The sequence below is a fragment of the Cedecea sp. B1(4) genome (assembly GCF_059414925.1).
In genome coordinates this window covers 179,434-205,992 of sequence record NZ_JCAHMZ010000008.1, presented here as the reverse complement: position 1 = coordinate 205,992, position 26,559 = coordinate 179,434, and the positions used below count along the sequence as shown (strand labels likewise).

The 26,559-nt window shown below is 54.2% G+C and carries 22 protein-coding genes; 7 read left to right on the top strand and 15 right to left on the bottom strand.

Annotated features, from left to right (window positions below; all coding sequences use genetic code 11):
- Positions 1 to 25 precede the first annotated feature (25 nt).
- A complete protein-coding gene (gene thiL, locus ACR6JA_RS18090; RefSeq protein WP_213713190.1) occupies positions 26 to 1,000 on the top strand; it encodes a thiamine-phosphate kinase in 975 nt (324 codons plus the stop codon).
- An 85-nt stretch (positions 1,001 to 1,085) separates the two neighbouring features.
- Here thiL and ACR6JA_RS18085 read toward each other — a convergent pair whose 3' ends face one another.
- The 4 genes from ACR6JA_RS18085 to xseB all read right to left on the bottom strand — a co-directional run bounded on the left by ACR6JA_RS18085 (position 1,086) and on the right by xseB (position 5,275).
- On the bottom strand, positions 1,086 to 2,060 hold the full coding sequence (locus tag ACR6JA_RS18085; RefSeq protein ID WP_494494036.1) for an aldo/keto reductase: 975 nt from the start codon (positions 2,058 to 2,060) through the stop codon (positions 1,086 to 1,088).
- 179 nt (positions 2,061 to 2,239) lie between these two features.
- The gene (dxs, locus tag ACR6JA_RS18080; RefSeq protein WP_213713195.1) at positions 2,240 to 4,102 is read right to left on the bottom strand and encodes a 1-deoxy-D-xylulose-5-phosphate synthase; all 1,863 of its coding nucleotides are present in this window, start codon (positions 4,100 to 4,102) and stop codon (positions 2,240 to 2,242) included.
- 29 nt (positions 4,103 to 4,131) lie between these two features.
- Positions 4,132 to 5,031, bottom strand: coding sequence for a (2E,6E)-farnesyl diphosphate synthase (gene ispA / locus ACR6JA_RS18075; protein ID WP_494494037.1), 900 nt, complete (start codon positions 5,029 to 5,031; stop codon positions 4,132 to 4,134).
- 1 nt (position 5,032) lies between these two features.
- Complete coding sequence (xseB, locus tag ACR6JA_RS18070) at positions 5,033 to 5,275, bottom strand: exodeoxyribonuclease VII small subunit (RefSeq protein WP_494494038.1); 243 nt, start codon at positions 5,273 to 5,275, stop codon at positions 5,033 to 5,035.
- A 221-nt stretch (positions 5,276 to 5,496) separates the two neighbouring features.
- Here xseB and thiI point away from each other — a divergent pair, with 221 nt between their 5' ends.
- Positions 5,497 to 6,945: a tRNA uracil 4-sulfurtransferase ThiI gene (gene thiI, locus ACR6JA_RS18065; protein ID WP_008454575.1), complete on the top strand. Its 1,449-nt coding sequence runs from the start codon at positions 5,497 to 5,499 to the stop codon at positions 6,943 to 6,945.
- Between the two features lie 132 nt (positions 6,946 to 7,077).
- Here the strand turns inward: thiI and yajL are convergent, their stop codons facing one another.
- Together yajL and panE are read right to left on the bottom strand one after the other, a co-directional pair.
- Positions 7,078 to 7,674, bottom strand: a complete 597-nt coding sequence (gene yajL / locus ACR6JA_RS18060) for a protein deglycase YajL (protein WP_008454578.1) — start codon at positions 7,672 to 7,674, stop codon at positions 7,078 to 7,080.
- On the bottom strand, positions 7,634 to 8,551 hold the full coding sequence (gene panE, locus ACR6JA_RS18055; protein ID WP_213713198.1) for a 2-dehydropantoate 2-reductase: 918 nt from the start codon (positions 8,549 to 8,551) through the stop codon (positions 7,634 to 7,636). The genes yajL and panE overlap by 41 nt, the downstream gene beginning before the upstream one ends.
- A 140-nt stretch (positions 8,552 to 8,691) precedes the next feature.
- Between panE and ACR6JA_RS18050 the strand changes: the two genes are divergently transcribed.
- Positions 8,692 to 9,183 (top strand): YajQ family cyclic di-GMP-binding protein, encoded by a 492-nt coding sequence (locus ACR6JA_RS18050; RefSeq protein WP_008454581.1) that lies wholly within the window; start codon positions 8,692 to 8,694, stop codon positions 9,181 to 9,183.
- Positions 9,184 to 9,252: 69 nt separating this feature from the next.
- Here the strand turns inward: ACR6JA_RS18050 and ACR6JA_RS18045 are convergent, their stop codons facing one another.
- The 7 genes from ACR6JA_RS18045 to ACR6JA_RS18015 form a co-directional block, all read right to left on the bottom strand.
- Complete coding sequence (locus ACR6JA_RS18045) at positions 9,253 to 10,614, bottom strand: MFS transporter (RefSeq protein WP_494494039.1); 1,362 nt, start codon at positions 10,612 to 10,614, stop codon at positions 9,253 to 9,255.
- A gap of 147 nt (positions 10,615 to 10,761) precedes the next feature.
- A complete protein-coding gene (gene cyoE / locus ACR6JA_RS18040; protein WP_166876103.1) occupies positions 10,762 to 11,649 on the bottom strand; it encodes a heme o synthase in 888 nt (295 codons plus the stop codon).
- 11 nt (positions 11,650 to 11,660) lie between these two features.
- On the bottom strand, positions 11,661 to 11,990 hold the full coding sequence (locus ACR6JA_RS18035; RefSeq protein WP_008454594.1) for a cytochrome o ubiquinol oxidase subunit IV: 330 nt from the start codon (positions 11,988 to 11,990) through the stop codon (positions 11,661 to 11,663).
- Positions 11,990 to 12,598: a cytochrome o ubiquinol oxidase subunit III gene (locus tag ACR6JA_RS18030; RefSeq protein ID WP_008454595.1), complete on the bottom strand. Its 609-nt coding sequence runs from the start codon at positions 12,596 to 12,598 to the stop codon at positions 11,990 to 11,992. The genes ACR6JA_RS18035 and ACR6JA_RS18030 overlap by 1 nt, the downstream gene beginning before the upstream one ends.
- Positions 12,588 to 14,579: a cytochrome o ubiquinol oxidase subunit I gene (gene cyoB / locus ACR6JA_RS18025; RefSeq protein WP_166866359.1), complete on the bottom strand. Its 1,992-nt coding sequence runs from the start codon at positions 14,577 to 14,579 to the stop codon at positions 12,588 to 12,590. The genes ACR6JA_RS18030 and cyoB overlap by 11 nt, the downstream gene beginning before the upstream one ends.
- 19 nt (positions 14,580 to 14,598) lie before the next feature.
- Positions 14,599 to 15,561 (bottom strand): cytochrome o ubiquinol oxidase subunit II, encoded by a 963-nt coding sequence (cyoA, locus tag ACR6JA_RS18020; protein WP_039290768.1) that lies wholly within the window; start codon positions 15,559 to 15,561, stop codon positions 14,599 to 14,601.
- Between the two features lie 666 nt (positions 15,562 to 16,227).
- Positions 16,228 to 17,739, bottom strand: a complete 1,512-nt coding sequence (locus tag ACR6JA_RS18015; protein WP_494494040.1) for an anion permease — start codon at positions 17,737 to 17,739, stop codon at positions 16,228 to 16,230.
- Positions 17,740 to 18,384: 645 nt separating this feature from the next.
- Between ACR6JA_RS18015 and ACR6JA_RS18010 the strand changes: the two genes are divergently transcribed.
- On the top strand, positions 18,385 to 21,162 hold the full coding sequence (locus ACR6JA_RS18010; protein WP_494494041.1) for a flavocytochrome c: 2,778 nt from the start codon (positions 18,385 to 18,387) through the stop codon (positions 21,160 to 21,162).
- A 77-nt stretch (positions 21,163 to 21,239) separates the two neighbouring features.
- Here ACR6JA_RS18010 and ampG read toward each other — a convergent pair whose 3' ends face one another.
- Positions 21,240 to 22,715, bottom strand: coding sequence for a muropeptide MFS transporter AmpG (gene ampG, locus ACR6JA_RS18005; RefSeq protein ID WP_494494042.1), 1,476 nt, complete (start codon positions 22,713 to 22,715; stop codon positions 21,240 to 21,242).
- Between the two features lie 57 nt (positions 22,716 to 22,772).
- Positions 22,773 to 23,351 (bottom strand): lipoprotein, encoded by a 579-nt coding sequence (locus ACR6JA_RS18000; RefSeq protein WP_008454604.1) that lies wholly within the window; start codon positions 23,349 to 23,351, stop codon positions 22,773 to 22,775.
- A gap of 305 nt (positions 23,352 to 23,656) precedes the next feature.
- Here ACR6JA_RS18000 and bolA point away from each other — a divergent pair, with 305 nt between their 5' ends.
- The 3 genes from bolA to clpP all read left to right on the top strand — a co-directional run bounded on the left by bolA (position 23,657) and on the right by clpP (position 26,540).
- Complete coding sequence (gene bolA / locus ACR6JA_RS17995) at positions 23,657 to 23,974, top strand: transcriptional regulator BolA (RefSeq protein ID WP_494494043.1); 318 nt, start codon at positions 23,657 to 23,659, stop codon at positions 23,972 to 23,974.
- Positions 23,975 to 24,322: 348 nt separating this feature from the next.
- Positions 24,323 to 25,621 carry a trigger factor gene (tig, locus tag ACR6JA_RS17990; RefSeq protein WP_008454615.1) on the top strand — a complete coding sequence of 433 codons (1,299 nt, stop codon included), beginning with the start codon at positions 24,323 to 24,325 and terminating at the stop codon, positions 25,619 to 25,621.
- 295 nt (positions 25,622 to 25,916) lie between these two features.
- Positions 25,917 to 26,540: an ATP-dependent Clp endopeptidase proteolytic subunit ClpP gene (gene clpP, locus ACR6JA_RS17985; protein WP_008454616.1), complete on the top strand. Its 624-nt coding sequence runs from the start codon at positions 25,917 to 25,919 to the stop codon at positions 26,538 to 26,540.
- Positions 26,541 to 26,559 lie beyond the last annotated feature (19 nt).

The window sequence follows — 26,559 nt, the reverse complement described above, 5'->3', positions numbered from 1 at the left end:
AACTGACATTCCTGAGGTATCACGCATGGCATGCGGTGAGTTTTCCCTGATTGCCCGTTACTTCGATCGCGTTACAAGTTCTCGTCGTGATGTGGAAGCCGGTATTGGCGACGACTGTGCGTTGCTGTCGGTACCCGAAAAACAACTGCTGGCGATCAGCACCGATACGCTGGTGAGCGGTAATCACTTCCTGCCGGATATCGACCCGCGTGATTTGGGCTACAAAGCGCTGGCGGTGAATTTAAGCGATCTGGCCGCAATGGGCGCAGATCCGGCCTGGCTGACGCTGGCGATCACGCTCCCGGAAGTGGATGAAGCGTGGCTGGAGGCATTCAGCGACAGCCTGTTTGAACAGCTGGATTATTACGATATGCAGTTGATTGGCGGCGACACAACCCGTGGCCCGCTCTCTTTGACGCTGGGTATTCACGGCATGATCCCGGCTGGCCGGGCGCTGAAGCGCAGCGGTGCAAAAGCAGGGGACTGGATCTATGTCACCGGCACGCCGGGCGACAGCGCGGCTGGTCTGGCAATTCTGCAAAAGCGTCTGCAGGTTTCGAATACACAGCATGCGGATTATCTGCTTAAGCGGCATCTGCGCCCAACGCCGCGTGTTTTACACGGGCAGGCGCTGCGCGATCTGGCCAACAGTGCCATCGATCTCTCAGATGGGTTGATTTCCGATCTCGGTCATATCCTGAAAGCCAGCGACTGCGGGGCGCGTATCGATCTCGATTTGCTGCCGTATTCCGAAGCGTTGCGTGAGCACGTGGAGCCAGAACAGGCGCTGAAATGGGCGATGTCCGGGGGCGAAGACTATGAGCTGTGCTTCACCGTGCCGGAGCTAAATCGCGGGGCGCTGGAAGTGGCTATCGGCAATCTGGGCGTGCCTTACACCTGTATCGGGCAGATTGTTTCTGCCTCTGAAGGGCTGCAGTTTACCCGTGAAGGGAAGCCGGTGACGCTGGAGATGAAGGGTTACGATCACTTTTCCTGGTAGCTGGTCATGACCCTTACCCCAACCCTCTCCCTTTAAGGGAGAGGGAGCAAAACCCAAAGTCGAAAGAGTGAACCTGCGAGGGCGATTATTTATATCCCGCCACGGGATGCCGTTGATACGGCGTCTCCAGCTCGGCAATCTCCTCGGGTTTCAACGTTAAATCTACCGCACCAAGCAGGTCGTCCAGCTGTTCCTGCCTTGATGGGCCAATAATAGGTGCGGCAATACCCGGTTTACTAAGTAGCCAGGCCAGCGCCACCTGCGCGCGTGAAACGCCCCTATCTGCCGCGATATTTGCCAGCCGCTCGGCGATAAGCGCGTCGTTTTCGTTATTGGTCTGGTACAGCGATTTGCCCACTTCATCCGAGACGGATCTTGCTGTGGTATCTCCCCATGGACGAGTCAGCTTGCCTCGTGCGAGCGGACTCCAGGGGATCACCGCAATTTTTTCTTTGTAGCACAGCGGGAGCATCTCCAGCTCTTCTTCACGGTAAATCAGGTTGTAGTGATCCTGCATGGTAACGAATCTTGCCCAGCCTGCCTGAGACTGCAAAGTCAGGGCCTGAGCAAACTGATCGCTGCGCATTGAAGAGGCGCCGATATAACGTGCTTTCCCGGCCTTAACCACGTCGTTAAGTGCCTCTAGCGTCTCTTCAATAGGCGTGCTGTAGTCCCAGCGGTGGATTTGCAGCAAATCGACGTAGTCGGTGCCGAGCCGTTTCAGGCTTTCGTCGATCGAACGCAGGATCTGTGGGCGGGAGAGGCCCTGAGGCAGATCGCCAACTTTGTTGTAAACCTTAGTGGCAACCACAACGTCCTGGCGGCGAGCGAAGTCGCGCAGCGCGCGGCCTAAAATCTCTTCGCTGCTGCCGTCGGAGTAGTTATTTGAGGTGTCGAAGAAATTGATGCCGTTTTCCAGCGCGCGGCGGATTATTTCCCGGCTGCTCTCTTCGGGAAGCGTCCAGGCATGGCTGCCGCTGTCCGGTTCGCCAAAGGTCATACAGCCGAGGCAAAGGCGGGAGACATTGAGGTCGGTGGTGCCTAGCGGGTTGTATTGCATGATATCGCTCCTGCTATGTAGGAAGATCTATTAAGCATAGCAGGCCGTACACGTCATCCTTCAAACCACAGCGGTGTTGGCGGCGCTCTCATACCCGAATCACTTACCTAAGTAAGCTCATCGGGATATGCTCGCTTGCCGTCGTGCTGTGGGTTGAATTATTGAGTGTACGGATGAAGTTAACCCACCCAGCTCCGAATCTTAGCTTCGATCCCGGCCGCATCAAGGCCAATCGCAGCGCGCGCTTCTTCCTGGGTGCCCTGAGGAATGAAGAAATCAGGCAGGCCGAGGTTAAGCACCGGAACCGGTTTACGGTGAGCCATCAGCACTTCGTTAACGCCGCTCCCGGCCCCGCCCATAATGGCGTTCTCTTCAATCGTCACCAGAGAGTCGTGGCTGGCGGCAAGTTCCAGAATCAGGGCTTCATCCAGTGGCTTAACAAAACGCATATCGACCAGCGTGGCATTCATCGCTTCGGCTACCGCTGCGGCTTCCGGCAGCAAAGTGCCGAAGTTGAGCAGCGCAATTTTTTCGCCTTCGCGTTTCACTACACCTTTACCCAGCGGCAGCTCCACGAGCGGTTCCAGCTCTGCGCCGGTTCCGGTCCCACGCGGGTAACGCACGGCGCTTGGACCTGCGCTGTAGTGGTAACCCGTGTGCAGCATCTGGCGGCATTCGTTTTCGTCGCTTGGCGTCATGATAACCATATCCGGGATGCAGCGCAGGAAGGAGATATCAAAAGCGCCCTGGTGCGTCTGGCCGTCAGCACCGACAATGCCTGCGCGATCGATGGCAAACATCACCGGCAGCTTCTGAATCGCTACGTCGTGAATCACCTGGTCGTAAGCGCGCTGCAGGAAGGTGGAATAGATCGCAACCACTGGCTTATAGCCGCCAATCGCCAGGCCCGCAGCGAAGGTCACTGCGTGCTGCTCGGCAATCGCCACATCAAAGTACTGGTCAGGATACTGGCGCGAGAATTCCACCATGCCGGAGCCTTCACGCATGGCAGGCGTGATTGCCATCAGCTTGTCATCGTGGGCTGCGGTTTCGCAGAGCCAGTTGCCGAAAATCTTCGAGTAACTTGGCAGGCCACCGGTGCTTTTCGGCAGTGTCCCGCTCTGCGGATCGAACTTAGGCACCGCGTGGAAGCTGATCGGATCTTTTTCTGCCGGGGCGTAGCCGCGCCCCTTTTTGGTCATGATATGCAGGAACTGCGGGCCTTTCAGACTGCGCATGTTCTTCAGCGTATTCACCAGGCCAATGACATCGTGGCCGTCGATAGGCCCGATATAGTTAAAGCCGAGCTCCTCAAACAGCGTCCCTGGCACCACCATGCCTTTGATATGCTCTTCGGTACGCTTCAGCAGCTCTTTGATTGGCGGCACGCCGGAGAAAACTTTTTTGCCACCCTCGCGTAGCGTGGAGTAAAGCTTGCCGGAAAGCAGCTGCGCCAGATGGTTGTTCAGCGCGCCGACGTTCTCGGAAATCGACATTTCGTTGTCGTTAAGCACCACCAGCATGTCCGGGCGGATATCGCCGGCATGGTTCATCGCTTCGAAGGCCATCCCGGCGGTAATTGCGCCATCGCCAATCACGCAAACGGTTTTCCGGTCTTTCCCTTCCTTTTCAGCGGCAACGGCGATCCCGATACCCGCGCTAATGGAGGTGGAAGAGTGGCCTACGCTCAGCACGTCGTACTCGCTTTCCGCGCGCCATGGGAACGGATGCAGGCCGCCTTTCTGGCGAATGGTGCCAATTTTATCGCGGCGGCCGGTCAGAATTTTGTGCGGGTAGGCCTGGTGGCCGACGTCCCAGATGAGTTGATCGAACGGCGTGTTATAGACGTAGTGCAGCGCCACGGTCAGTTCGACCGTGCCGAGGCCGGAGGCAAAGTGCCCGCTGGAGCGGCTTACGCTGTCGAGCAGGTAACGGCGCAGCTCATCGCAAAGCTTAGGTAAGCTCTCTTTAGGCAGCACTCGCAGATCCGGGCTGGCATCCACCAGAGCGAGGGTCGGGTATTTGGCGATATCAAAACTCATCAGAAATCTAAACTCATCGTTGTTATACGTTATTTATCACGGTGGATAATGTAGTTGGCTAACGCTTTCAGTGCCGCCGTGTCCAGCGACAGCTCGGCAAGTTCGGCCAGAGCCTGCAGTGCTTCCTGATAGAGATCCTGCGCTTTTGCCTGCGCCTGTTCAAGCCCCAGCAGCGCCGGATAGGTACTTTTGCCCAACTGCTGGTCGGCACCCTGGCGTTTGCCTATCGTAGCGGTATCGCCGACAACGTCCAGGATGTCATCCTGAACCTGGAAAGCGAGGCCGATGCTTGCAGCATAGCGGTCCAGAATCGGCAGGGCTTTTCGGCCTGCTTCACCAGCGCTCAGCGCGCCCAGGCGAACGGCGGCGCGAATCAATGCCCCGGTTTTATGGCGGTGAATGCGTTCCAGGGAAGCCAGGTCAACTTGCTTGCCTTCGGCTTCTAAATCCAGCGCCTGGCCGCCACACATACCTGCCACACCGCTGGCGGTGGCTAATTCCGAAACCATGGCTAAGCGATCGGCAATATCAACGCCGGGCATTGGCGCATCACTCAGTATAGAAAACGCCAGCGTTTGCAGGGCGTCTCCGGCCAAAATGGCGTTCTCTTCGCCAAATTTTATGTGGCAGGTCGGCTGCCCACGACGTAAATCGTCGTTATCCATGGCCGGTAAATCATCGTGAATCAGGGAGTAGGCGTGAATGCATTCCACTGCCGCAGCAGGCGCGTCGAGCGCTTCGTCGGCGACGCCAAACATTTCGCCGGTGGCGTACACCAGGAACGGGCGCAGGCGTTTACCGCCCAATAGTGCGCCATAGTGCATCGCTTCAACCAGTGGACTGTTCTGAAACGGCAGCGGCGCCAGAAAGCGCGCAATAGCGTCGTTAACCCGTACAACGTGGGCCTGAAGCTGTTGATTAAAATCCATATTACTCGGCGTCCGGGGTAAAGGGAGTCAGAGGGGCATCTTCGTTGTCGCTCAGTAAGATCTGTACGCGCTGCTCTGCCTGCTGGAGTTTCACTTGCCCCTGGCGAGCCAGCTGCACGCCGCGCTCAAATTCGTTTAACGCCTCTTCAAGGGCAAGATCGCCGCTTTCCAGACGAGTAACTATTTGCTCAAGTTCGACCAGTGCGGTTTCGAAGCTGGCCGGAGATTCGGTTTTTTTCGGCATGGTGAATGTCTGACTCTGTTTTAATTCGACGCCGACATGGTAGCGGAGTCAATGTGATTATCAAGCTAGCTCGTGCAAGTCGGTTAAGGTGCGCAGTCTTTGTGGGATGGTGATATACTTGCGCGCCTCGGATGCAGGTGGCATGACGCCGCTGCAAGTACTTCTTTCTATGCCCGCGTGCTGCGCAGCCAGCCCGGCTGACTAAACGAACCCTTACCGCCATGAAGTTTATCATTAAATTGTTCCCGGAAATCACCATCAAGAGCCAATCTGTGCGCATACGCTTTATTAAGATGCTCACCGGGAATATTCGTAACGTTTTAAAACACTACGATGAGAGCCTGGCGGTTGTTCGCCACTGGGACAACATTGAAGTTCGCGCCAAAGATGAAAACCAGCGTATCGCCATTCGTGAAGCGCTGACCCGCATTCCGGGTATCCACCACATTCTTGAAGTTGAAGATGTGCCGTACACTGACATGCACAATATCTTTGAGCAGGCGCTGGAGCTGTACCGCGACAAACTGGAAGGTAAGAGCTTCTGCGTGCGCGTAAAACGCCGTGGCAAACACGAATTTAGCTCCATTGAAGTTGAGCGCTACGTTGGCGGCGGCCTGAATCAGCACATCGAATCCGCGCGCGTTAAGCTCAACGATCCGGACGTGACGGTTAACCTTGAGATTGAAAACGATCGCCTGCTGCTGGTTAAAGGCCGTTACGAAGGTATCGGCGGTTTCCCAATCGGGACTCAGGAAGACGTACTGTCGCTGATTTCCGGTGGCTTCGACTCCGGCGTGTCCAGCTACATGCTGATGCGTCGCGGCTGCCGCGTGCATTACTGCTTCTTCAACCTGGGCGGTGCTGCTCATGAAATCGGCGTGAAGCAGGTGGCACATTATCTGTGGAACCGCTTCGGCAGCTCTCACCGTGTGCGTTTTGTTGCCATTAACTTTGAGCCAGTGGTCGGCGAGATCCTGGAGAAAGTGGAAGACGGGCAGATGGGCGTTGTGCTGAAACGTATGTTTGTGCGCGCCGCCTCTCAGGTTGCCGAGCGCTATGGCGTTCAGGCACTGGTGACCGGCGAAGCGTTAGGCCAGGTGTCCAGCCAGACGCTGACCAACCTGCGCCTTATCGACAACGTTTCCGATACGCTGATCCTGCGTCCGCTGATCTCTCACGACAAAGAGCACATTATCGATCTGGCCCGTGAAATCGGTACCGCTGATTTCGCTCGCACCATGCCAGAATACTGCGGCGTGATCTCGAAAAGCCCGACCGTGAAAGCTGTGAAGGCGAAGATTGAGGAAGAAGAGCAGAAGTTTGACTTCTCGATTCTGGATCGCGTGGTTGCCGAGGCGACCAATATCGATATTCGCGATATTGCGACCCAGACGAAGCAGGACGTCGTGGAAGTCGAAACGGTTAATGCGTTTGGCGCCAACGAGGTATTGCTGGACATTCGCTCCAACGACGAAGTGGACGAGAAACCTTTTGCGCTGGAAGGCGTTGAGGTTGTGGCGCTACCGTTCTACAAGCTGAGCACTAAGTTCGGCGATCTCGACCAGAGCAAAACTTACCTGCTGTGGTGCGAGCGTGGCGTGATGAGCCGCCTGCAGGCTCTGTATCTGAGCGAGCAGGGCTTTAAGAATATTAAGGTTTACCGCCCGTAAAGGACTGACCCTCACCCCGGCCCTCTCCCTAAAAGGGAGAGAGCTCTGGTTAGCTCGATTTCTCGAAAGAAGAGGGCGTGCACCGTCCTGGTTCCCTCGTCCCTCTGGGGAGAGGGTTAGGGTGAGGGGTTCTTACTGGTAATCCCTGAAGCTATAAATCCCCGCCGCCAGCACCAGCTGCTGCGACACTTCATGAGCCTTTTCGCGGCTCACCAGCAAATCGATAATCTTCAGTGCAAAATCAATCGCGGTTCCCGGCCCCTGGCTGGTGAGCAGGTTAACTCGTGGGTCCCAGACAACACGTTTATCCTGCCATTGCCCTTCGGGAATGGTGTCCTTCAGGCCTGGAAAACCGGTCATGTTGCCTATCGGGAACAGCTCGTGCGGGACCAGAACAGTGCCTGCCGCCGCACAAATGGCGGCAACGATTCGGCCTGACAGATGAAACTGGCGCACGGTCTCGACCAGCAGCGGGCTGTCGCGGAAGCATTCGGCACCTTTCAGGCCGCCAGGGAGCACCACGATGTCAAAATCGCCGTCGGCGACTTCAACCAGCGGTGCATCCGCCAGTAATTTCACGCCGCGTGAGCAAACAATTTTCAGGTCGCCATCGGGAGCAACGCTTGCCGTCGTCACCTTGATCCCGGCGCGGACCAGCAGATCGATAGTGGTAACCGCTTCGGTCTCTTCAGTGCCAGGTGCCAGGCAGACCAGCGCTTGTGCGCTCATATTCATTCTCCTTACGTTTAACCTGCTCATAGAGCCGGGCATTCACAGGCACAGGGACGCCGTGAGCTCTCGCTCTGCGCAACAGGTAGCCGGTGATATAGTCAATTTCCGTGTGGCGCTCCAGGTGGATGTCCTGCAGCATCGATGAGGTATTTTCTGCCGTGCTTTCAATCACCTGCCCGACATAATCCAGCAGGCTTTCGGGCGAGGTGTGGTGGCCCTCGCGCGTCATCACCTGGGCTACTTCTTCACAAATGCTGGCCACTTCATCGAGATGATTCTTCAATTCGCCGTTAGTGCAGTTGTACAGCGTGGTCAGCGGGTTTATCACGCAGTTTACCGCGAGTTTGTTCCAGCTCGCCGGCTGAATATTGTTGTGCCAGGCCACATCGGGCAGCGCGGCATGGAGTGTATCTGCAAGGTAGCTGAAGTCGCTGGCTTTAGCGTTCCCCGGACCAACGTGAGTGATGCCGGAAGCGACGTGCACAATCACGTTTCCGTCTCTTTTCGCGGCCTGAGTGGTTAATCCGAGCAACAAAGGTTGGGGCAATCCGTTTAGCTCATCCAGCGTCCCCATCCCGTTATGCAGCAACAATATCGGACAGCTCGAAGGCAGTTGGGCTGCCAAAGTGCGCACGGCATCGGAAACCTGCCACGCTTTGAGCGTCACCAGCAGGAGGTCGCTGGTGGCGAGAAATTCGGGATCGTTAGCCGTGAAGGACTCGTTAAAGACGCTGCCATCGGTGGTATCGAGCAGATTGACGTGGCAATACGGCTGCGGCACACGCAGCCAGCCCTGAAGCTCATGCCCTTGCTTGTGAAGTGCGGTCAACCAGAGCTGACCCAGCGCACCGCAACCCAGCACGGTGATTTTCATTATTGCCTCCCCATTCGCACACTACGCGAATGCTAAACTTACTTTCTATTATAGCGTTATCGGCTTCCCGGCTCTTTAACAGGTTGTTTTGCGCAGCCCAGCGGGTATTATGCAACGCAAACCAGAGAGGGAGAAAACACATGCCATCTTTTGATATCGTTTCTGAAATCGACCTGCAGGAAGTAAACAACGCGGTAGAGAACGCCGAGCGCGAGCTGGCGACCCGTTTTGACTTCCGCAACGTGCCGGCAAGCTTTGAGCTGAATGAAAAAAATCAGACCATCAAAGTTGCCAGCGAATCTGACTTCCAGGTAAACCAACTGCTGGATATCCTGCGCGCCAAGCTGCTTAAGCGCGGCATCGAAGGCAGCTCTATTGATGTGCCTGAAGAGTTTGTTCACAGCGGCAAAACCTGGAGCGTGGAAGCTAAGCTGAAACAGGGTATTGAAGCAAGCGTTGCGAAGAAAATCATTAAGCTGATTAAAGACAGCAAGCTGAAGGTTCAGACCCAGATTCAGGGCGAAGAGATCCGCGTGACGGGTAAAGCTCGCGATGATTTACAGGCCGTAATGGCGCTGATTCGTGGCGGCAATCTGGGGCAGCCGTTCCAGTTTAAGAACTTCCGCGACTGATTCACTCCCTCTCCTGAAAAATGAGAGGGAATGCTGCTTAATCCCTCACCGCATCAGGTGAGGGATGTTCTATCCTTTCACTACCTGCTCAATCTCATATCTGTTCGTCAGCTTGCTGTCGATTTTCACATACGCGCTGCGTTCTTCTGGAATGATATTCGCTTCACTCACGCCTGGCTGAGCCAGCAGCCTTTCACGCAAATGTTCGTCGTTCGCACTGCTTTCTGGCAGCTCAATGCGCAGGCTGCTGACGTAAGGCGGCTCCTGCATTGTCCAGCTGACGAATAGCCAGACCATCGCCAACACCGCGCCCGCCAGGAAGACGGTTTGCGAATCAAACAGCCCGTTCAGCCAGCCGCCGAGCGAGCCGCCGATGGCTACGCCGATAAACTGGCTGGTGGAGTAGATGCCCATGGCGGTGCCTTTGTAGCCCGCCGGAGATTCTTTGCTGATAAGTGAAGGCAAAATCGCTTCCATCAGGTTAAAGGCGAGGAAGAACAGCTGCACGCCAATCACCAGATCCCAGAAGTGCGGGCCCGCCCCCCAAAGCACGATCTCAGCAATCAAAAGTACCACCACGCAGCCGACAAAGACGTGCTTCATGCGGCGTTTAACTTCGGCATAAATAATAAAGGGTACGACCGAAACAAACGAAATCAGCATGGTGCAGAGATAGACTTTCCAGTGCTGAGCCGCTGGAAACCCCGCTTGTTCAAGCTGGCCCGGTAGGGCGACAAAGGTGGACATCAGCATGATGTGCAGGCACATGATGCCGAAATTCAGCTTCAGCAGCTTTGGCTCCATCATCACTTTGCGGAAGCAGCCTTTGACCATTCCCGACTCGCGGTTAAGCACGTGCGTTTTGCTATTCGGGACCAGCCAAATCGTAATCAGAATGCCGCAGCTGGCTAAGACGGCAATCATCCAGAACAGCGCCTGCAGGCCAAGCGCCTGAGTAATGATCGGGCCGAGCACCATCGCGATGGCGAAGGTTACCCCGAAGCTGACGCCGATAAAGGCCATCGCTTTGGTTCGGTTCTGTTCACGGGTTAGATCGGAGAGTAGCGCCATAACAGCGGCGGCGATTGCGCCGGATCCCTGCAGTGCACGGCCTAAAATGACGCCCCAAATGGCGTCGCTCAAGGCGGCAATAACGCTGCCGAGCACAAAGATAGCCAGCCCGCCAACGATAAGCGGCTTGCGGCCAATACGGTCAGAAAGCAGGCCGAAAGGGATCTGGAAGACGGCTTGCGCCAGGCCATAAATGCCGATTGCCAGGCCGATGAGCGCTTCGCTTGCGCCCTGCAGCGCCATACCCCAAGTGGTAAGAACCGGCAATACCATAAACATACCCAGCATACGCAGGGAAAAGACAGTGCCTAAACCCCACGTCGCACGCAGCTCGACGGGCGTCATTTTGTAATCGTTCATTACCACCTCAGATAAAAAGTCGGCCTTAGTGTAGTGCGAGGGCAGGGGTGGGTAAATCGTTAGTTATTTAGCAGATATTACAGGGCAGGTGCTTTGATGATACTGATAAAAAAGGGCACCGAGGTGCCCTTTTATGCTTTTCGCGACTTACCAGACGTAAGTCAGCAGATTATGTGAGTCTGGCACCATGAAATCGACCGACATCATGACGCTCAGCGAGGTAATGGCCACGATAGAGAAGATGAACAGCTTGCGCGCCCAGACCTTATCGTCTTCCACTTTATAGCCCCGCAGCGCCATACCCAGCCACCAGACGCTGACCGCCGCGGCGACGATCAGATATTTGTATCCGGCATAGCCGCCCAGAGAAAGCATCAGCGTCGCCACCGCAAAAGCGATGATGTACAGCGTGATGTGGTTCTTGGCGACGGAAATGCCTTTTACCACCGGCAGAACCGGAATATTGGCGGCCTGGTAATCTTTAAAGCGGAAGATGGCAATCGCATAGGAGTGCGGCATCTGCCACAGGCTAAAGATAGCCAGCAGGATAGCGGCGCCGGTGTCGAACTCGTTGGTCACGGCGCAGTAGCCGATAACCGGAGGAGCCGCACCGGACAAGCTGCCGATGAGCGTGCCGTAGACCGAGTGGCGTTTCATGTAGAGGCTATACACCCCGACATACACCACGAAGCCCATCACGGCCAGCCACATTGCCAGCGGATTTGCACCAAACCACAGCAGCATGAAGCCAGCAATACCCAACACGGTGGCGTACACCAGCGAAATTTTCGGTGAAATCAGGCCTTTAACCAGCACCCGATTTTTCGTTCTCTCCATCTTCTGGTCGATATCGCGGTCGATAAAGTTGTTGTAAACACAACCTGATGCGACCACCAGTGATACGCCAACCAGCGTATAGAGGAACAGCGGGTAATTAATATTGCCCTTCGAGGCCAGTAAAAATCCCCCAATGACAGAAATTAAATTACCGAAAATAATTCCTGGTTTCGTTACTTGCAGGTATTGCTTAATCATACATGCCGCTCTTAGTGAACCATCATGTTCAGGTTGAGGTTCCACATAATCCAGATCGAGCCAATCACCAGAATGGCAATAATCAGCACCGTAAAGGCGAAGGCCACCAGGTTCCAGCGCTCACTCGACGAGGTGTTCAGATGCAGGAAGCACACGAGGTGCACCAGAATCTGGACGACTGCAGTTACCAGGATCACGGCAAGCATGGTGCCGTGAGAGGCCGTGCCTTCCATTACAATCCAGAACGGAATAGCCGTCAGGATGATAGACAGGATAAAACCTGTCATGTAGGTCTTCACGCTACCGTGGTGGGCGCCGCTATGTTCAGTTGAATGACTCATTACATTGCCCCCATCAGATAGACTACAGAGAATACGCAGATCCAAACCACGTCAAGGAAGTGCCAGAACAGGCTCAGGCACATCAGACGCGCACGGTTAGTGCTGGTCAGGCCGCGGCGGGAAACATGAATCATCATGAATGCCATCCACACCAGACCGGAAGTTACGTGCAGACCGTGGGTACCGACCAGCGCGAAGAACGCTGACAGGAAGCCGCTGCGATCCGGGCCGAAGCCTTCTTTGATCAGGTGATGGAATTCATAGATTTCCATCCCAACGAAGCCTGCACCGCACAGGAAGGTCAGCGCCAGCCAGGAGATAACCTGGCTTTTGTTGCCTTTATTCATGGCGATGATCGCCATGCCGTAGGTGATGGAGCTCACCAGCAGCAGGGCAGTTTCAACGGCCACGAACGGCAGCTCGAAGATGTCTTTCCCTGCCGGGCCACCTGCGGTGCCGTTCACCAGAACGGCATAGGTCGCGAACAAGCAACAGAACAGAATGCAGTCGCTCATCAGGTAGATCCAGAAACCAAAGACCTTATTGGTTCCCGCATCGTGGTGCCCGTGCTCCGCGGCGTGGGCGTTATTTACAGTCTCAGTTGCCATTTTTCAGCCCTGCTTTGGTGAGTTCTTCGAAATGCTGATTTTCCAGTTTTTCGACTTCAGCCACCGGAACATAGTAATCCACATCTTCGTCGAAGCTTTTCGCAATCCAGGTGATAACGATGCCGGCAAAGCCAACAATCGCCAGCCACCAGATGTGCCAGATCATGGCAAAGCCAAACACGGTGCTGAATGCAGCGATGATGATACCGGCTGCGCTGTTACGCGGCATATGAATCTCTTCATAGTGCGCAGGCTGCTTGTACGCTTCACCTTTCTCTTTCATCTCCCAGAATGCATCACGCTCGTGAACGTGCGGCAGGTGGGCGAAGTTATAGAACGGAGGTGGGGAAGACGTTGCCCACTCCAGCGTACGGCCACCCCATGGGTCACCGGTCAGATCGCGGTTCTGCTCGCGGTCACGGATAGAAACGTAGAACTGAATCAGCTGGCACAGAATGCCCAGAGCGATCAGCGCCGCACCACAGGCTGCAACAACCAGCAGGGTGTGGAACTGTGGATCGATCTGCTGGCTCAGACGACGGGTCATGCCCATGAAGCCCAGCACGTACAGCGGCATAAATGCCACGAAGAAACCGATAATCCAGAACCAGAAGGCGCGTTTGCCCCAGGTTTCGTTCAGCGTGAAGCCGAACGCTTTTGGCCACCAGTAGGTCAGACCTGCGAAGCAACCGAAGACCACGCCGCCGATGATAACGTTGTGGAAGTGTGCAATCAGGAACAGGCTGTTGTGCAGCACGAAGTCCGCGCCCGGCACCGCCAGCAGAACACCGGTCATCCCACCGATAGAGAAGGTGACGATGAAGCCAATGGTCCACAGCATCGCGGAGTTAAAGACGATGCGGCCCTGATACATGGTGAACAGCCAGTTGAAGATCTTCACCCCGGTCGGGATGGCGATAATCATGGTGGCAATACCGAAGAAGGCGTTTACGTTCGCCCCGCTGCCCATGGTGAAGAAGTGGTGCAGCCAAACGATGAACGACAGAACGGTAATCGCGATGGTCGCCCACACCAGGGAGGTGTAACCGAACAGACGCTTTTTAGAGAAGGTTGCAACCACCTCAGAGAACACACCAAACACCGGCAGCACCAGGATATAAACTTCCGGGTGGCCCCATGCCCAGATGAGGTTGATGTACATCATCATGTTGCCACCCATATCGTTGGTAAAGAAATGGGTGCCAAGGTAGCGGTCTAGGGTCAGCAGCGCGACGGTCACGGTGAAGATTGGGAACGCGGCGATAATTAGTACGTTAGTACACAGCGAAGCCCAGGTGAACACCGGCATTTTGAACATGGTCATACCCGGGGTACGCATGTTCAGAATGGTCACAAAGAAGTTAATACCCGTCAGTGTCGTACCGATACCGGACAGCTGGAGACTCCAGATCCAGTAATCGACCCCGACGCCTGGACTGTACTCAATCCCCGATAGCGGTGGATAAGCTACCCAGCCGGTCTGAGCGAATTCGCCCACGCCCAGTGACAGGTTAACCAGCACCACGCCGACAACGGTGAACCAGAAGCTCAGGTTGTTCAGGAACGGGAAGGCAACGTCACGCGCGCCAATCTGTAAAGGCACAACGATGTTCATCAGGCCGATAACAAATGGCATCGCCACGAAGAAGATCATGATAACGCCGTGGGCGGTAAAGATCTGATCGTAGTGGTGAGGCGGCAGGAAGCCTGCTTCGCCGGCGGAGGCCAGCACCTGCTGGCTACGCATCATTACCGCATCGGCAAAGCCGCGCAGCAGCATGACGATAGCGACGATAACGTACATCACGCCGAGGCGTTTGTGGTCAACGGAGGTTAGCCACTCTTTCCATAAATATTCCCACTTACCGAAGTAAGTGATAGCCGCAAGCAGCGCCAGTCCCCCGACGATGATTGCCGCAACCGTAACCATGACAATTGGCTCATGGTACGGGATTGCATCCAGTGTAAGTTTTCCGAACATCGTATTATTCCTCGGCCCCTTAGTGAGAGGTTTCCGCGTGACTCATGTCCATGCCTTCCATACCTTCCATGCCTTTCATATCGTCATGGGAAGCCTGTTCACCTTCCGGCTTGGCCATGTGCATGCTCCCGTGTCCCATAAATTTGTTAATCACGTCTTTAAACAAATCAGGTTTAACACTGGAGAAGTATTCGACTTTGTTGTATTCGCTTGGCGCGGCCAGTTTCTCGTAGGTCGCCATATCGTTCATGACTTCAGGAGACTGTTTCGCTTTAGCAACCCATTGGTTAAAGGTGTCCATGTCCGGCGTGGCGATAGCCTTGAACTTCATGCCGGAGAAACCTTTACCGCTGTAGTTTGACGAAATACCGTCGTAGGTGCCGGCTTCATCGGCAATCAGGTGCAGTTTGGTCTGCATACCTGCCATTGCGTAGATTTGGCTACCCAGGCGCGGAATAAAGAAGGAGTTCATCACCGAGTTAGAGGTGATTTTGAATTCCACTGGGGTATTGGCCGGGAAGGCGATTTCATTCACCGTAGCGATACCCTGCTCCGGATAGATGAAGAACCATTTCCAGTCCATGGCGATAACTTCGATGGTCACCGGCTTCGCTTCATGTTCCAGCGGGCGGCTAGGTTCAAGAGAGTGAGTGGTTTTCCAGGTCAGTACCGCGAGGAAGATAACGATAAGGATAGGAATCGTCCAGACTACAGCTTCCACTTTGTTCGAGTGCGACCAGTTAGGGCTGTATTTGGCGTCTTTGTTGGATGCCCGATACTTCCAGGCAAAACCGATAGCCATTGCAATTGCAGGGATAACGACAATCAACATCAGGCCGATGGCCGTCAGTATCAGTGAACGTTGTTCCAGTCCGATCTGTCCTTTGGGATCCAGGAGTGCAGAATCACAGCCACTGAGTAAAAAAGCGCCTGCGATTAATGACAACCATCCCAAACTTTTATTGTATTTCCTGAGTCTCATTTAACGACCTCAATTCCAGGGAGCTCTATTGTCGTTTAAAGTGTGCCGGCATTTTACGGGAAGGTTACATTACTGTAAACATGAATGGCGCAGTGTCAGTAGGGTGTTACCGGGTTCTGCCTACGATGTCACACAGAATGCAACAAACTGTAAAATCTAGCGTTGGTGCGCGGGCTCCGCAGGTTATAACGAAAACCTATGTTGGCGGAAATAGTCCGGGGAAATGAGTATAACCAGTCAAATTAAAATACATTTGATTAACAATGCGGCAGCATTTGTCACATGTTTCCAACAAATATTAATTTCTCACCGGGCTGAATCGTTAAGGATAATCTTTTAATGCTTATTGAACAAAGTAATTAAAGAAAACTGTATTTAATTACGATAAATCGTCCTCGACGGTAACATTTAATGGCCTGGGTAATTAATAGACAAAAAAAGTAACTTTCCGGTATTAATTACATTTCATCTAGGGCATTAAACGCCGATTGCTTTTGGTTTTGGGTGTTTTATATACAGACAGGGTGAGTGTCTTTAAGGCGCGTCTGGTCATATTTTATCCGACACCTGGCACGCTAACTTTACTGTGCGAGCGTCGCTGCCATGTCTCATAAAGCAAAAAAGCCCCCGGTTTATGCCGGGGGCTTTTGCATCAAACGTTGTGCATCAGAACATCAGTACCATCCACGGGTAGCTGATAAGCATCAGCGAACAGAGGAAAATGGCGCCAAAGATGGTACCCATTCGCCAGTAATCTTTGGTTGGCAGGTAGCCGCTGCCGTAGTAAATCGGGCTTGGGCCGGTGCCGTACGGGGTGATGATCCCCATCACGCCGAGTGAAGTCACCATCATCAGGCAGAAGACAGGCATATTGATACCCGGAATTGATGCGGCGATGGTCAGCGTGGCCGGCAGCAGGGCGGTGGTGTGCGCCGTGGTGCTGGCAAACAGATAGTGCAGCAGGTAGAACGCCACCAGCAGCATCACCGCCGATACCTGCGGGTCGAAGCCGTGCAGCAGCGCGGCACCTTCTTTACCCAGCCAGGCAATAAAGCCCACGCGCGCGAGGCCATCGGCCAGCGCTACCAGGGTGGCAAACCAGGCAAAGGTATTCCAGGCCGGTTTATTGCTGATAATGTCGTTCCAGTTCAGCACGCCGGTCCACAGCATCAGGATAATAACCAGCAGAGCGGCCATTGCAGGCTCAATCCACGCGGCGGCAAAAATCCACATCAGCAGGGCGCTACAGACAAACAGCAGCAGCAGGATTTCGTTGCGCGACAGTTTGCCCAGTTTTTCCAGTTCTGCGGCAGCCCATTTCGGCACTTCGTCATTCACCTTCACTTCCGGCGGGTAGAACCAGTAAGCCAGCAGCGGCATGGTGAGGATCAGCAGCACGCCCAGCGGCAGGAAGGCCAGGAACCACATGCCCCAGGAGATCTCAAAGCCGATGATGCTTTTCACCAGCGCCAGCGCCAGCAGGTTCGGTGCCAGCGCGGAGAGGAACATCGAGCTGGTGATACAGGCCGCACTGATCGCCACCCACATCAGGTAAGAGCCAATCCTGCGCGAGCTTGGGTCATTGGGCAGAGAGCCATACAGCGGCGGCAGGTTAGCAATAATCGGGTAAATAGTGCCCCCACTGCGCGCGGTGTTAGACGGAGTGAACGGGGCGAGAAGCAGATCGGCGAAGGTGATCGCGTAACCCAGCGTCAGGCTGCGTCGGCCCAGGTACTTCACCAAAATCAGCGCCAGGCGGCGGCCAAACTGCGTTTTGTCGTAGCCGGCGGCAAACATAAAGGCGCCGAAGATCAACCACACGGTGGAGTTGCTAAAGCCGCTGACCGCCCACTGGAAGGACTGGCTCGCCAGCTTAAATTTAGGATCTGCCAGCTCGGCCGGGCTAAACAACAGCCACTGGCTGAAAAGTGCGATAACCACGATGCCTGTCAGCCCGATAACTGCTCCTGGTAAGGGTTCGAAGATCAGCCCGACAATCATGCCGACGAAGATGGCGAAGAAGTGCCATGCGTAGGGCTCTAATCCGGCCGGAACCGGAAGCAGTAATATAATGATGCTGATAAGGATAGGTAAAAATAGCAATATCAAGCGCTTTTTATTCCCCGCATCCGGGGGCGATGCTTTCGCTGTCGCGCTTATTGGTGAGGTGTTAGTCATAGCCTGTGCCTTAAAGTTATCATGATGAATTCGATTAATATTCCCTGCAAAACCTGTTTCCCGACTTTTATTTCCACCTCATCTTTTATAGGCAGAATTTTATACATTCATGATAGTTTTTTTAACCGGTGCAAATCTGACCGCCCATCGCACCTGCTACCTGTCTCCATTTAACCTCATATTTATTGAGTGATAAGCGATTGTTTCTTGAATCCTTCATCATACTGAAACAATAGGAGATTATCCCTTCTTTTGCGCTCCTGCTGGCCGTGTCAGGTATTTGATTTTGGTTTCTGTATAGCAAAAAGCCAACGATTATATTTAACTAAAAAAATCCGGTTCATTTATATCCATAGTCTTTAGGTGGTTAAAGATCAAATCGTAACCTGATGTAAATATGCCACTTCGCTGATTGCCATCGACTATTCAGTAGAAGCAGAGTGATATAAAACCTTTTGTTATTTATGGTTATTATTTGTATTTGCTTTTTTTAAGGTGTTGACTAACATTCGAAAAATATATTCCGCAAAATTGCCGTTTCTGTTCCCTAATTCAAATTACGTTACTCCTGATAATTGTGTTGCCTGCCGGGGCTGTTCATTGAGTGCCGGACAATGTCGACCTCACCTGCTGGAATGATAAAGAATGAACTCCAAAACTCCGATCCTGAAGCCACTTACCCTGCCCAACGGCGCGGTGCTGAAAAATCGCCTGATCATGGCGCCGATGACCACCTGTACCGGTTTTTACGACGGTAGCGTGCCGAGCGATTTGGTTGAGTATTATCGCGAACGTGCCGGCACGATCGGTACCGTCATTGTTGAATGCTGCTTTATCGATCCTAAAGGCCCCGCTTTCCCTGGCGCGCTGGCTATCGACAGCGATAACAAAATCCCAGGACTCGCGCGCATTGCCAGCGCGATTAAATCCCGCGGTTCTAAAGCCATTCTGCAGATTTATCACGGCGGCCGAATGGTTGAACCGGAGCTGATTGGCGGCAAGAAGCCCGTCGCGCCAAGCGCGATTGCCGCACCGCGTGAAGGAGCCACGACGCCAGAAGCCCTGACCACCGAAGAAGTGGATGTGATGATCACCAAGTTTGGCGATGCCGTTAACCGTGCCATTAAAGCCGGGTTCGACGGCGTGGAGATCCACGGCGCAAACACTTATCTGATTCAGCAGTTCTATTCGCCAAACTCCAACCAGCGTGACGATAAGTGGGGCGGCAGCCGCGACAACCGCGCTCGCTTCCCGCTGGAAGTGCTCGAAATCACCCACAAAATGGCCAGCCGCTTCGCCGATGCTTCCTTTATTATCGGCTACCGTTTCTCGCCGGAAGAGATTGAGGTGCCGGGCATTCGCTTTGACGACACCATGTACCTGCTGGAAAAGCTGGCGGAAAGGGGCGTGGATTACCTGCACTTCTCCGTGGGTTATTTCAAACGTGCGTCGATCGTCGATACCAAAGATCCGACCATGTTGATCAACAAGTATCTGACGATGCGGTCTGAAACGCTGGCGAAAGTGCCGGTTATCGGGGTGGGCGGGGTTGTTAACCGCAGCGATGCCGAAGAAGCGCTGGGCCTGGGTTACGACCTGATTGCCGTCGGTAAAGCCTGTATTGCCTACCCGGACTGGGCCGATCGCATTCTAAAAAATGAAACGCTGGATCTGTTCATTGACAGCACCAAGCGCGAAGAGCTGCTGATTCCCGAGCCGCTGTGGCGATTCTCGCTGGTCGATGCCATGATCCGCGACACCAGTACGTCTGGCCGTAAATACAAAGCCGGGGTCTTCCAGGAAAAAGTGGAGGCCGAAGCGCTCAAGCTCAAAATCAGCGTCACGCTCGACACTGACCGTATCACCGACATTACTCTGGTGCAGGACGATTCGGTGGATGTCGATTTCACCCCAAGTTTCGAAATTTTGCGCTCGCGTATGCTGGTGGCCAACAGCCCGTATGTGGATGCCGTGACCGGGGCAACGGCACAAAGTGAGGCCCTGAAGAAAGCGGTCTCCCGCGCGATGACCACCTCCAGCAAAGAGCATGTGATTGAAGAAGGCGGCAACCCGGATGCACCTCAAAGTTATGATGTGGCGGTGATCGGCAGCGGGGGCGCAGGCCTGGCGGCGGCTATTCGTGCTTCCGATGCCGGTGCCCGAGTGGTGATCATCGAGAAGATGCCAACCATCGGCGGTAACACCATCAAAGCCTCCGTGGGTATGAACGCCGCGGAAACGCGCTTCCAGGCGATGAAGGGCATCAAAGACAGCAAAGAGCTGTTCTACGATGAGACGCTGAAAGGCGGTAAATTCAGAAACAATACCGAGCTGCTTAAAGAGTTCGTCGAGCGCGCGCCAGGCGCCATTGACTGGCTGGCAAGCCTGGATATCGTCCTGAACGACATTACCATCACCGGCGGGATGAGCATTGACCGTACACACCGCCCGGCAGACCGCTCGGCCGTTGGTGGCTTCCTGATAAGCGGCCTGGTCAACAACGTCAACCAGCGCAGCATTGACGTTCTGCTGGATACCACCGTGGAAGAGATTCTGCATGAAAACGGCGTGGTAACCGGGGTTAAGGTCGCGAACGAATATAACGAACACCATATTCTGCTAGCGAAAAGCGTGGTTGTGGCTACCGGTGGCTTCAGCGCCAACCGTAAAATGGTTGTTCACTACCGCCCTGAGCTGAAAGGTTTTGTGACCACCAACCATAAAGGTGCGACCGGGAGCGGTATTGCCCTGCTGGAGAAGATCGGCGCCGGTACGGTGGACATGGATCAGATCCAGATCCACCCGACCGTGGAGCAAACTACTTCTTATCTGATCTCCGAGTCCATTCGCGGCGGCGGGGCCATTCTGGTCAGTCAGGAAGGGCAGCGCTTCTTCAATGAGCTGGAAACCCGTGACAAGGTTTCCGCAGAGATTATCGCTCTGCCGGAGAAAAGTGCCTGGATCCTGTTTGATGAGCAGGTACGCCAGAACAACAAAGCGGCGGATGAATATATTGCCCGTGGGTTTGTGATCAGTGCGACAACGGCGGAAGAGCTGGCGGTGAAGCTGAATATGGATGCGCATGCGCTGCAGCAAACGTTGGATCGCTACAACGGCTTTGTGAAGCAGAAAAAGGACGAAGACTTTGGGCGTACCACCGGAATGCGTTTCCCACTGGACACCGGGCCATACTACGCGATCCGCATTGCACCTGGGGTTCACCACACGATGGGCGGTGTCACCATTAACACCAGCGCAGAAGTGGTAACCGAACAGCATCAGGTGATTCAGGGCGTCTGGGCTGCAGGTGAAGTGGTGGGCGGCATTCACGGTGCAAACCGCATCGGCGGCAACGCCGTCGCCGATATCATCATCTTTGGTACACTTGCCGGGCAAAACGCGGCAGCACACGCGCTGGCTTAAGGTGATAAAAAAGCCGGAAGGGTGACCTTGCCGGCTTTCTCATACCGGGCGGTCATCCGCCCGGTTTTTTATTCTTATCAGATAAGTGCCGTTTTGCGCAGGGCGAGGAAGTCCAGCAGACCGCCAAACAGAATCCCACCGATGGCGAACAAAGCGCCCCATTCCAGCAGCTGTAAACCAAACGCCCATTCGGTCAGCCCAAGCGCATTGCTGATAATAACCAGCAGCCACGCCGCCAGCAGCAGGCAGCCAAAGCCCAGAATACGCAGCGCCAGGCGGTAAGCCGGAGCAAATTCACTGCGCGTCATGAAGGTTTCGTTTTGCTGGGTGAACTCCAGCGTGCGCTTACAGACCAGTAATAATAGGATCCCCGGTACTGCGGCGACGACGGAGAACAGGTAGAACGTCGGCCAGCCGTGGGCTTCCACGAACCAGCCGGCAATCGGGCCGACATACACGCGGCCCACGGCGGAAAGCGCGGAAAGCAGAGCAAACTGGGTGGCTGAAAATGACTTATTGCACAACGTCATCAGCAGCGCCACGAAGGCTGCAGTACCCATGCCGCCGCAGAGGTTTTCGAAGAACACCGCGCTCGCCATGGTAATCATGTCTTTATCCGTTACCGACAGCAGCCAGTAACCGGCGTTGGACACGCCCTGCAAAATGCCGAAGATCAGCAAGGCGCGGAACAGCGTCAGCTTTTGCATCAGCATTCCGCCAAGCAGCGCGCCGAAAATGGTGGCGCACAGCCCCAGCGTTTTATTCACCACGCCGACTTCACCGGCATCAAAGCCAACGCCGCGGATCAGGAACGTGGTGGTCAGGCTCATGGCGAAGGCATCGCCCAGCTTATAAAGCACAATCAGCAGCAAAATCAGCCAGGCATTGTTGCGGCCAAAGAAGTCACGCAGCGGTTCAACGACGGCGCGCTCCAGGCTTTTAGGGACGGGGACGGCATCTGTAGGCTCTGGCGCCAAAAGCGTGGCGATAATACAGGGCACAAGCAGGGCTGCCATCAGCCAGTAGGTGGCCTGCCAGCCTAAATAGCGGTCCGCCAGCCAGAGCGCGAGACCGCCGGAAACCAGCATTGCCAGGCGGTAGCCCAGCACGCTGATGGCGGCACCGGTCCCGCGTTCCTCGGCAGACAGAACGTCAGTTTTCCAGGCATCAAAGACGATATCCTGGGAGGCAGAACAGAAGGCGATGATCACCGCCAGGGCAGCCATCCAGCGCAGCTGCGAGGAGGGTTCAAGGAACCCCATGGCGGCAATTGCCACCAACAACAGAATTTGCGTGATTAGCAGCCAGCCACGACGACGCCCGAGCAGCGGCGGGGTATAGCGGTCCATTACCGGCGACCAAAGAAACTTAAAGACGTAGGCCTGGCCCACAAGCGAGAAGAAACCGATGGTTTTCAGGTCGATATTTTCGACGGTCATCCAGGCCTGAAGCGTACCTGAAGTCAGGGCTAGAGGCAGGCCGGACGCAAAGCCCAGAATCAGTAAAATGGCTGATTTTGGCTGCTGAAAGATGCGCAGATAATGATTGGACATAGGGGAATTGTACAAACTCTGTTGTTGGCCCGCGTGAGCAGGCCAGCGGGGTAAAAATTAACGAGCGTTCTGCTTGACGAAGTCGTGAACGCTGGTGTCCTGAGCCATATCCGCGATGGTATCGGTCAGCACGGAGTTAACCGCGTCAGCGATATTTTTATTGGTAGCCTGGAACGCGCCTTCAACGTTATAGCTGGAGCGGTAGTTCTTAGTCATTTTGTTACCGTTCTTCGCGGTAGCAATGATGGAGATATCCGCTTTAGTGGCGATGTTGTAGCGCACGTTACCCTGGGAAACGTCTGCATACAGCTGGTTAACGATGATCTGCAGGTCAACCGGGCTGTTTGGCCCAATCATATAACCGCGCGCGGTCATCTGCTTCTCCAGCACTTCCTGCAGCAGGAAGCGCAGATCGCGAGATGGCGTCAGCGTGACTAGCTGATTGTCGCGGGTCACCTTCGCTAGCGCCTGGCTGGTACGCTGATCGGCACCGTTGATGCTTAGCGTCACGCCCATCAAACTTGGATCCTGCTGTGGCAGGGTGATCTTTGGTGACACTTCAATGGTGGTTGGCGGTGTTGCGCAGCTGGCCAGCATAAACATGGCAACCAGCGGGAAAAGTAATTTTTTTAACATGTTCGCTTTCTCAATGTACTCAAAGGGCAGGCTGATAAAAAATCACGCCATCATAACACTGCGGTCGTGCAGGGGAAGTGCTTAACGCACGGAATTTCATCGCGTTGCCATTTTTCCGGGCTTCAGCAAAACCTTCTGACACTTTTCATTCGGTTTAGTGCCTTAACCCTATGAACGTTCTGATAACCGGGTGAAGAAAGGCCCGCGAAAGTTAAATTTTTGTTGTGTTCAAAGCAAAATCTGGCTAAAAGCGGCTAACATTTAAAGGGATGAGTGGCATCTCTACGTTGTCGAGGAGAAAGTTCATGCTGATACGCGAGCAGATAGAAGAGAAGTTAAAAGCCGCCTTTACCCCCGCGTACCTGGAAGTCGTGGATGAAAGCTATCGTCACAATGTCCCGGCGGGCTCCGAAAGCCATTTTAAGGTGGTGCTGGTTAGCGATCGTTTTACCGGCGAACGCTTTTTAAACCGCCACCGCATGATTTATGGCACATTAAGCGCGGAACTGGCAGGCCCGGTACACGCGCTGGCGCTGCATACTTACACCGTCAAAGAGTGGGAAGGGCTGCAGGACACGGTGTTTGCCTCCCCGAACTGCCGTGGCGCGGGCAGCATTGCCTGATTAACCGCTAAGCGTTTGCAACTAAGGGAACTTTTCCGTTATGTTGCGGTATGTATACTGCGTTTCCCAAAACGGCCTGCGGGCCGTTTTGTTTTGTCCGTCTCTTTAAGGGAGCGGGCAAAGAAGAATAAATGACAAAGAAGTGTGAAAAAGGCCGCAGCCGAGCGCTATTGCCGTTCTCGACTCACCCCTGTGATGCCGCTATAATGCTGCGTCTTATTTTTTGAATGTCTTCGGGATGATTCTGACGACAGGGAATGTGTTTCTGATTCAGAGAACATCCTGGTTCTGTGAAGCCACCAGGGCTTCCAGAGTTGACCGAGCACTGTGATTTTTTGAGGTAACAAGATGCAAGTTTCAGTTGAAACCACTCAGGGCCTTGGCCGCCGTCTCACGATTACTATCGCTGCAGACAGCATCGAAACCGCTGTAAAAAGCGAGCTGGTCAACGTAGCTAAAAAAGTACGTATCGATGGCTTCCGTAAAGGCAAAGTGCCGATGACCGTCGTTGAGCAGCGCTACGGTGCTTCCGTTCGTCAGGACGTGCTGGGCGAGCTGATGAGCCGCAACTTTATTGATGCGATCATCAAAGAGAAGATCAATCCGGCTGGCGCACCTAACTATGTGCCGGGCGAATACAAACTGGGCGAAGACTTCACCTACGCGGTAGAGTTTGAAGTGTACCCAGAAGTTGAGCTGCAGGGTCTGGAAGCCATCGAAGTTGAAAAACCGGTTGTTGATGTGACCGACGAAGACGTTGATGCGATGCTGGACACCCTGCGCAAGCAGCAGGCGACCTGGAAAGACAGCGACGCTGCAGCGACTGCAGAAGATCGCGTTACCATCGATTTTACCGGTTCCGTTGACGGCGAAGTGTTCGAAGGCGGCAAAGCCTCTGACTTCGTGCTGGCAATGGGTCAGGGTCGTATGATCCCTGGCTTCGAAGACGGCATCGTTGGCCACAAAGCGGGCGAAGAGTTCACTATCGAAGTAACCTTCCCGGAAGAATATCACGCTGAAAACCTGAAAGGGAAAGCGGCGAAGTTCGACATCGTGCTGAAGAAAGTTGAAGCGCGCGAGCTGCCAGAATTCACCGAAGAGTTCATCAAGCGTTTCGGCGTTGAAGATGGTTCCGTGGCTGGCCTGCGTACCGAAGTGCGTAAAAACATGGATCGCGAACTGAAAGGCGCCGTGCGTAACCGCATCAAGTCTCAGGCAATCGACGGTCTGGTTAACGCTAACAACATCGACGTGCCAGCTGCGCTGATCGACGGCGAAATCGACGTTCTGCGTCGCCAGGCTGCACAGCGTTTCGGTGGCAACGAGAAACAGGCTCTGGAACTGCCACGTGAACTGTTCGAAGAGCAGGCTAAACGCCGCGTTGTTGTTGGTCTGCTGCTGGGCGAAGTGATTCGTACCCACGAGCTGAAAGCTGACGAAGAGCGTGTTAAAGGTCTGATCGAAGAAATGGCTTCTGCCTACGAAGATCCGACTGAAGTCATCGAGTTCTACGGTAAAAACAAAGAGCTGATGGACAACATGCGCAACGTTGCGCTGGAAGAGCAGGCTGTTGAAGCCGTTCTGGCTAAAGCGAAAGTGTCCGAAAAAGCGACCACTTTCAGCGAGCTGATGAACCAGCAGGCGTAAGTGCTTTTTGGCTGATTAGCCAAAAAACGCAGCATCGGGCCCGTCACCTTTTGGTGGCGGGCTTTTTTTATTGCTAAATCACACGATAAGCCATCAATAAAACCCCATTTCAGGGTTAGCGTAACAACAAAAGGTTGTTATGCTTGAAACAGGGCAAATCATCCCCATTATTCGGGTGAGGTTCCATTAACAATCCCTGACTGACTCCGTCCAGAATCGGCGCAAGGAACATAGTCAATATCCTGCGTCTCAAGTAGAATCAGTACAGTAGGCTTAATTACTCCAGGAGACGGACATGTCATACAGTGGCGAACGAGATCAATTAGCACCCCATATGGCCCTGGTGCCGATGGTTGTTGAACAAACATCCCGCGGCGAACGTTCATACGATATCTATTCTCGTCTGCTTAAGGAGCGCGTCATCTTCCTGACCGGTCAGGTAGAAGATCATATGGCTAACCTGATTGTGGCGCAGATGCTGTTTCTGGAAGCAGAAAACCCGGAAAAAGATATCTATCTTTACATCAACTCTCCGGGTGGCGTAATTACGGCCGGGATGTCGATTTACGACACCATGAAGTTTATTAAGCCTGACGTCAGCACCATTTGTATGGGCCAGGCTTGCTCGATGGGCGCATTCCTGCTGACCGCTGGGGCAAAAGGTAAGCGTTTCTGCCTGCCGAACTCCCGCGTCATGATTCACCAGCCGCTGGGCGGCTATCAGGGCCAGGCGACGGATATCGAAATCCACGCTAAAGAGATCCTGAAAGTGAAAGCACGTATGAACGAGCTGATGGCGGAACATACGGGCAAATCGCTTGAACAAATCGAGAAAGACACCGAGCGCGATCGTTTCCTCTCCGCAAGCGAAGCGGTAGAGTACGGTTTAGTCGATTCGATCCTGACTCACCGTAACTAATGCCCGAAGCTTTAGGCCG

What these genes read in the sequence shown, in the direction of transcription:
- ACR6JA_RS18030 (WP_008454595.1), bottom strand. Translation starts at nt 12,598, where the DNA reads ATGGCAACTGAGACTGTAAATAACGCCCACGCCGCGGAGCACGGGCAC.
- yajL (WP_008454578.1), bottom strand. Translation starts at nt 7,674, where the DNA reads ATGAGCGCACAAGCGCTGGTCTGCCTGGCACCTGGCACTGAAGAGACC.
- clpP (WP_008454616.1), top strand. Translation starts at nt 25,917, where the DNA reads ATGTCATACAGTGGCGAACGAGATCAATTAGCACCCCATATGGCCCTG.
- dxs (WP_213713195.1), bottom strand. Translation starts at nt 4,102, where the DNA reads ATGAGTTTTGATATCGCCAAATACCCGACCCTCGCTCTGGTGGATGCC.
- ACR6JA_RS18010 (WP_494494041.1), top strand. Translation starts at nt 18,385, where the DNA reads ATGAACTCCAAAACTCCGATCCTGAAGCCACTTACCCTGCCCAACGGC.
- thiI (WP_008454575.1), top strand. Translation starts at nt 5,497, where the DNA reads ATGAAGTTTATCATTAAATTGTTCCCGGAAATCACCATCAAGAGCCAA.
- ACR6JA_RS18015 (WP_494494040.1), bottom strand. Translation starts at nt 17,739, where the DNA reads ATGACTAACACCTCACCAATAAGCGCGACAGCGAAAGCATCGCCCCCG.
- ACR6JA_RS18045 (WP_494494039.1), bottom strand. Translation starts at nt 10,614, where the DNA reads ATGAACGATTACAAAATGACGCCCGTCGAGCTGCGTGCGACGTGGGGT.
- cyoB (WP_166866359.1), bottom strand. Translation starts at nt 14,579, where the DNA reads ATGTTCGGAAAACTTACACTGGATGCAATCCCGTACCATGAGCCAATT.
- ampG (WP_494494042.1), bottom strand. Translation starts at nt 22,715, where the DNA reads ATGTCCAATCATTATCTGCGCATCTTTCAGCAGCCAAAATCAGCCATT.
- ACR6JA_RS18085 (WP_494494036.1), bottom strand. Translation starts at nt 2,060, where the DNA reads ATGCAATACAACCCGCTAGGCACCACCGACCTCAATGTCTCCCGCCTT.
- cyoE (WP_166876103.1), bottom strand. Translation starts at nt 11,649, where the DNA reads ATGATTAAGCAATACCTGCAAGTAACGAAACCAGGAATTATTTTCGGT.
- tig (WP_008454615.1), top strand. Translation starts at nt 24,323, where the DNA reads ATGCAAGTTTCAGTTGAAACCACTCAGGGCCTTGGCCGCCGTCTCACG.
- panE (WP_213713198.1), bottom strand. Translation starts at nt 8,551, where the DNA reads ATGAAAATCACCGTGCTGGGTTGCGGTGCGCTGGGTCAGCTCTGGTTG.
- bolA (WP_494494043.1), top strand. Translation starts at nt 23,657, where the DNA reads ATGCTGATACGCGAGCAGATAGAAGAGAAGTTAAAAGCCGCCTTTACC.
- ACR6JA_RS18035 (WP_008454594.1), bottom strand. Translation starts at nt 11,990, where the DNA reads ATGAGTCATTCAACTGAACATAGCGGCGCCCACCACGGTAGCGTGAAG.
- cyoA (WP_039290768.1), bottom strand. Translation starts at nt 15,561, where the DNA reads ATGAGACTCAGGAAATACAATAAAAGTTTGGGATGGTTGTCATTAATC.
- ispA (WP_494494037.1), bottom strand. Translation starts at nt 5,031, where the DNA reads ATGGATTTTAATCAACAGCTTCAGGCCCACGTTGTACGGGTTAACGAC.
- ACR6JA_RS18000 (WP_008454604.1), bottom strand. Translation starts at nt 23,351, where the DNA reads ATGTTAAAAAAATTACTTTTCCCGCTGGTTGCCATGTTTATGCTGGCC.
- xseB (WP_494494038.1), bottom strand. Translation starts at nt 5,275, where the DNA reads ATGCCGAAAAAAACCGAATCTCCGGCCAGCTTCGAAACCGCACTGGTC.
- thiL (WP_213713190.1), top strand. Translation starts at nt 26, where the DNA reads ATGGCATGCGGTGAGTTTTCCCTGATTGCCCGTTACTTCGATCGCGTT.
- ACR6JA_RS18050 (WP_008454581.1), top strand. Translation starts at nt 8,692, where the DNA reads ATGCCATCTTTTGATATCGTTTCTGAAATCGACCTGCAGGAAGTAAAC.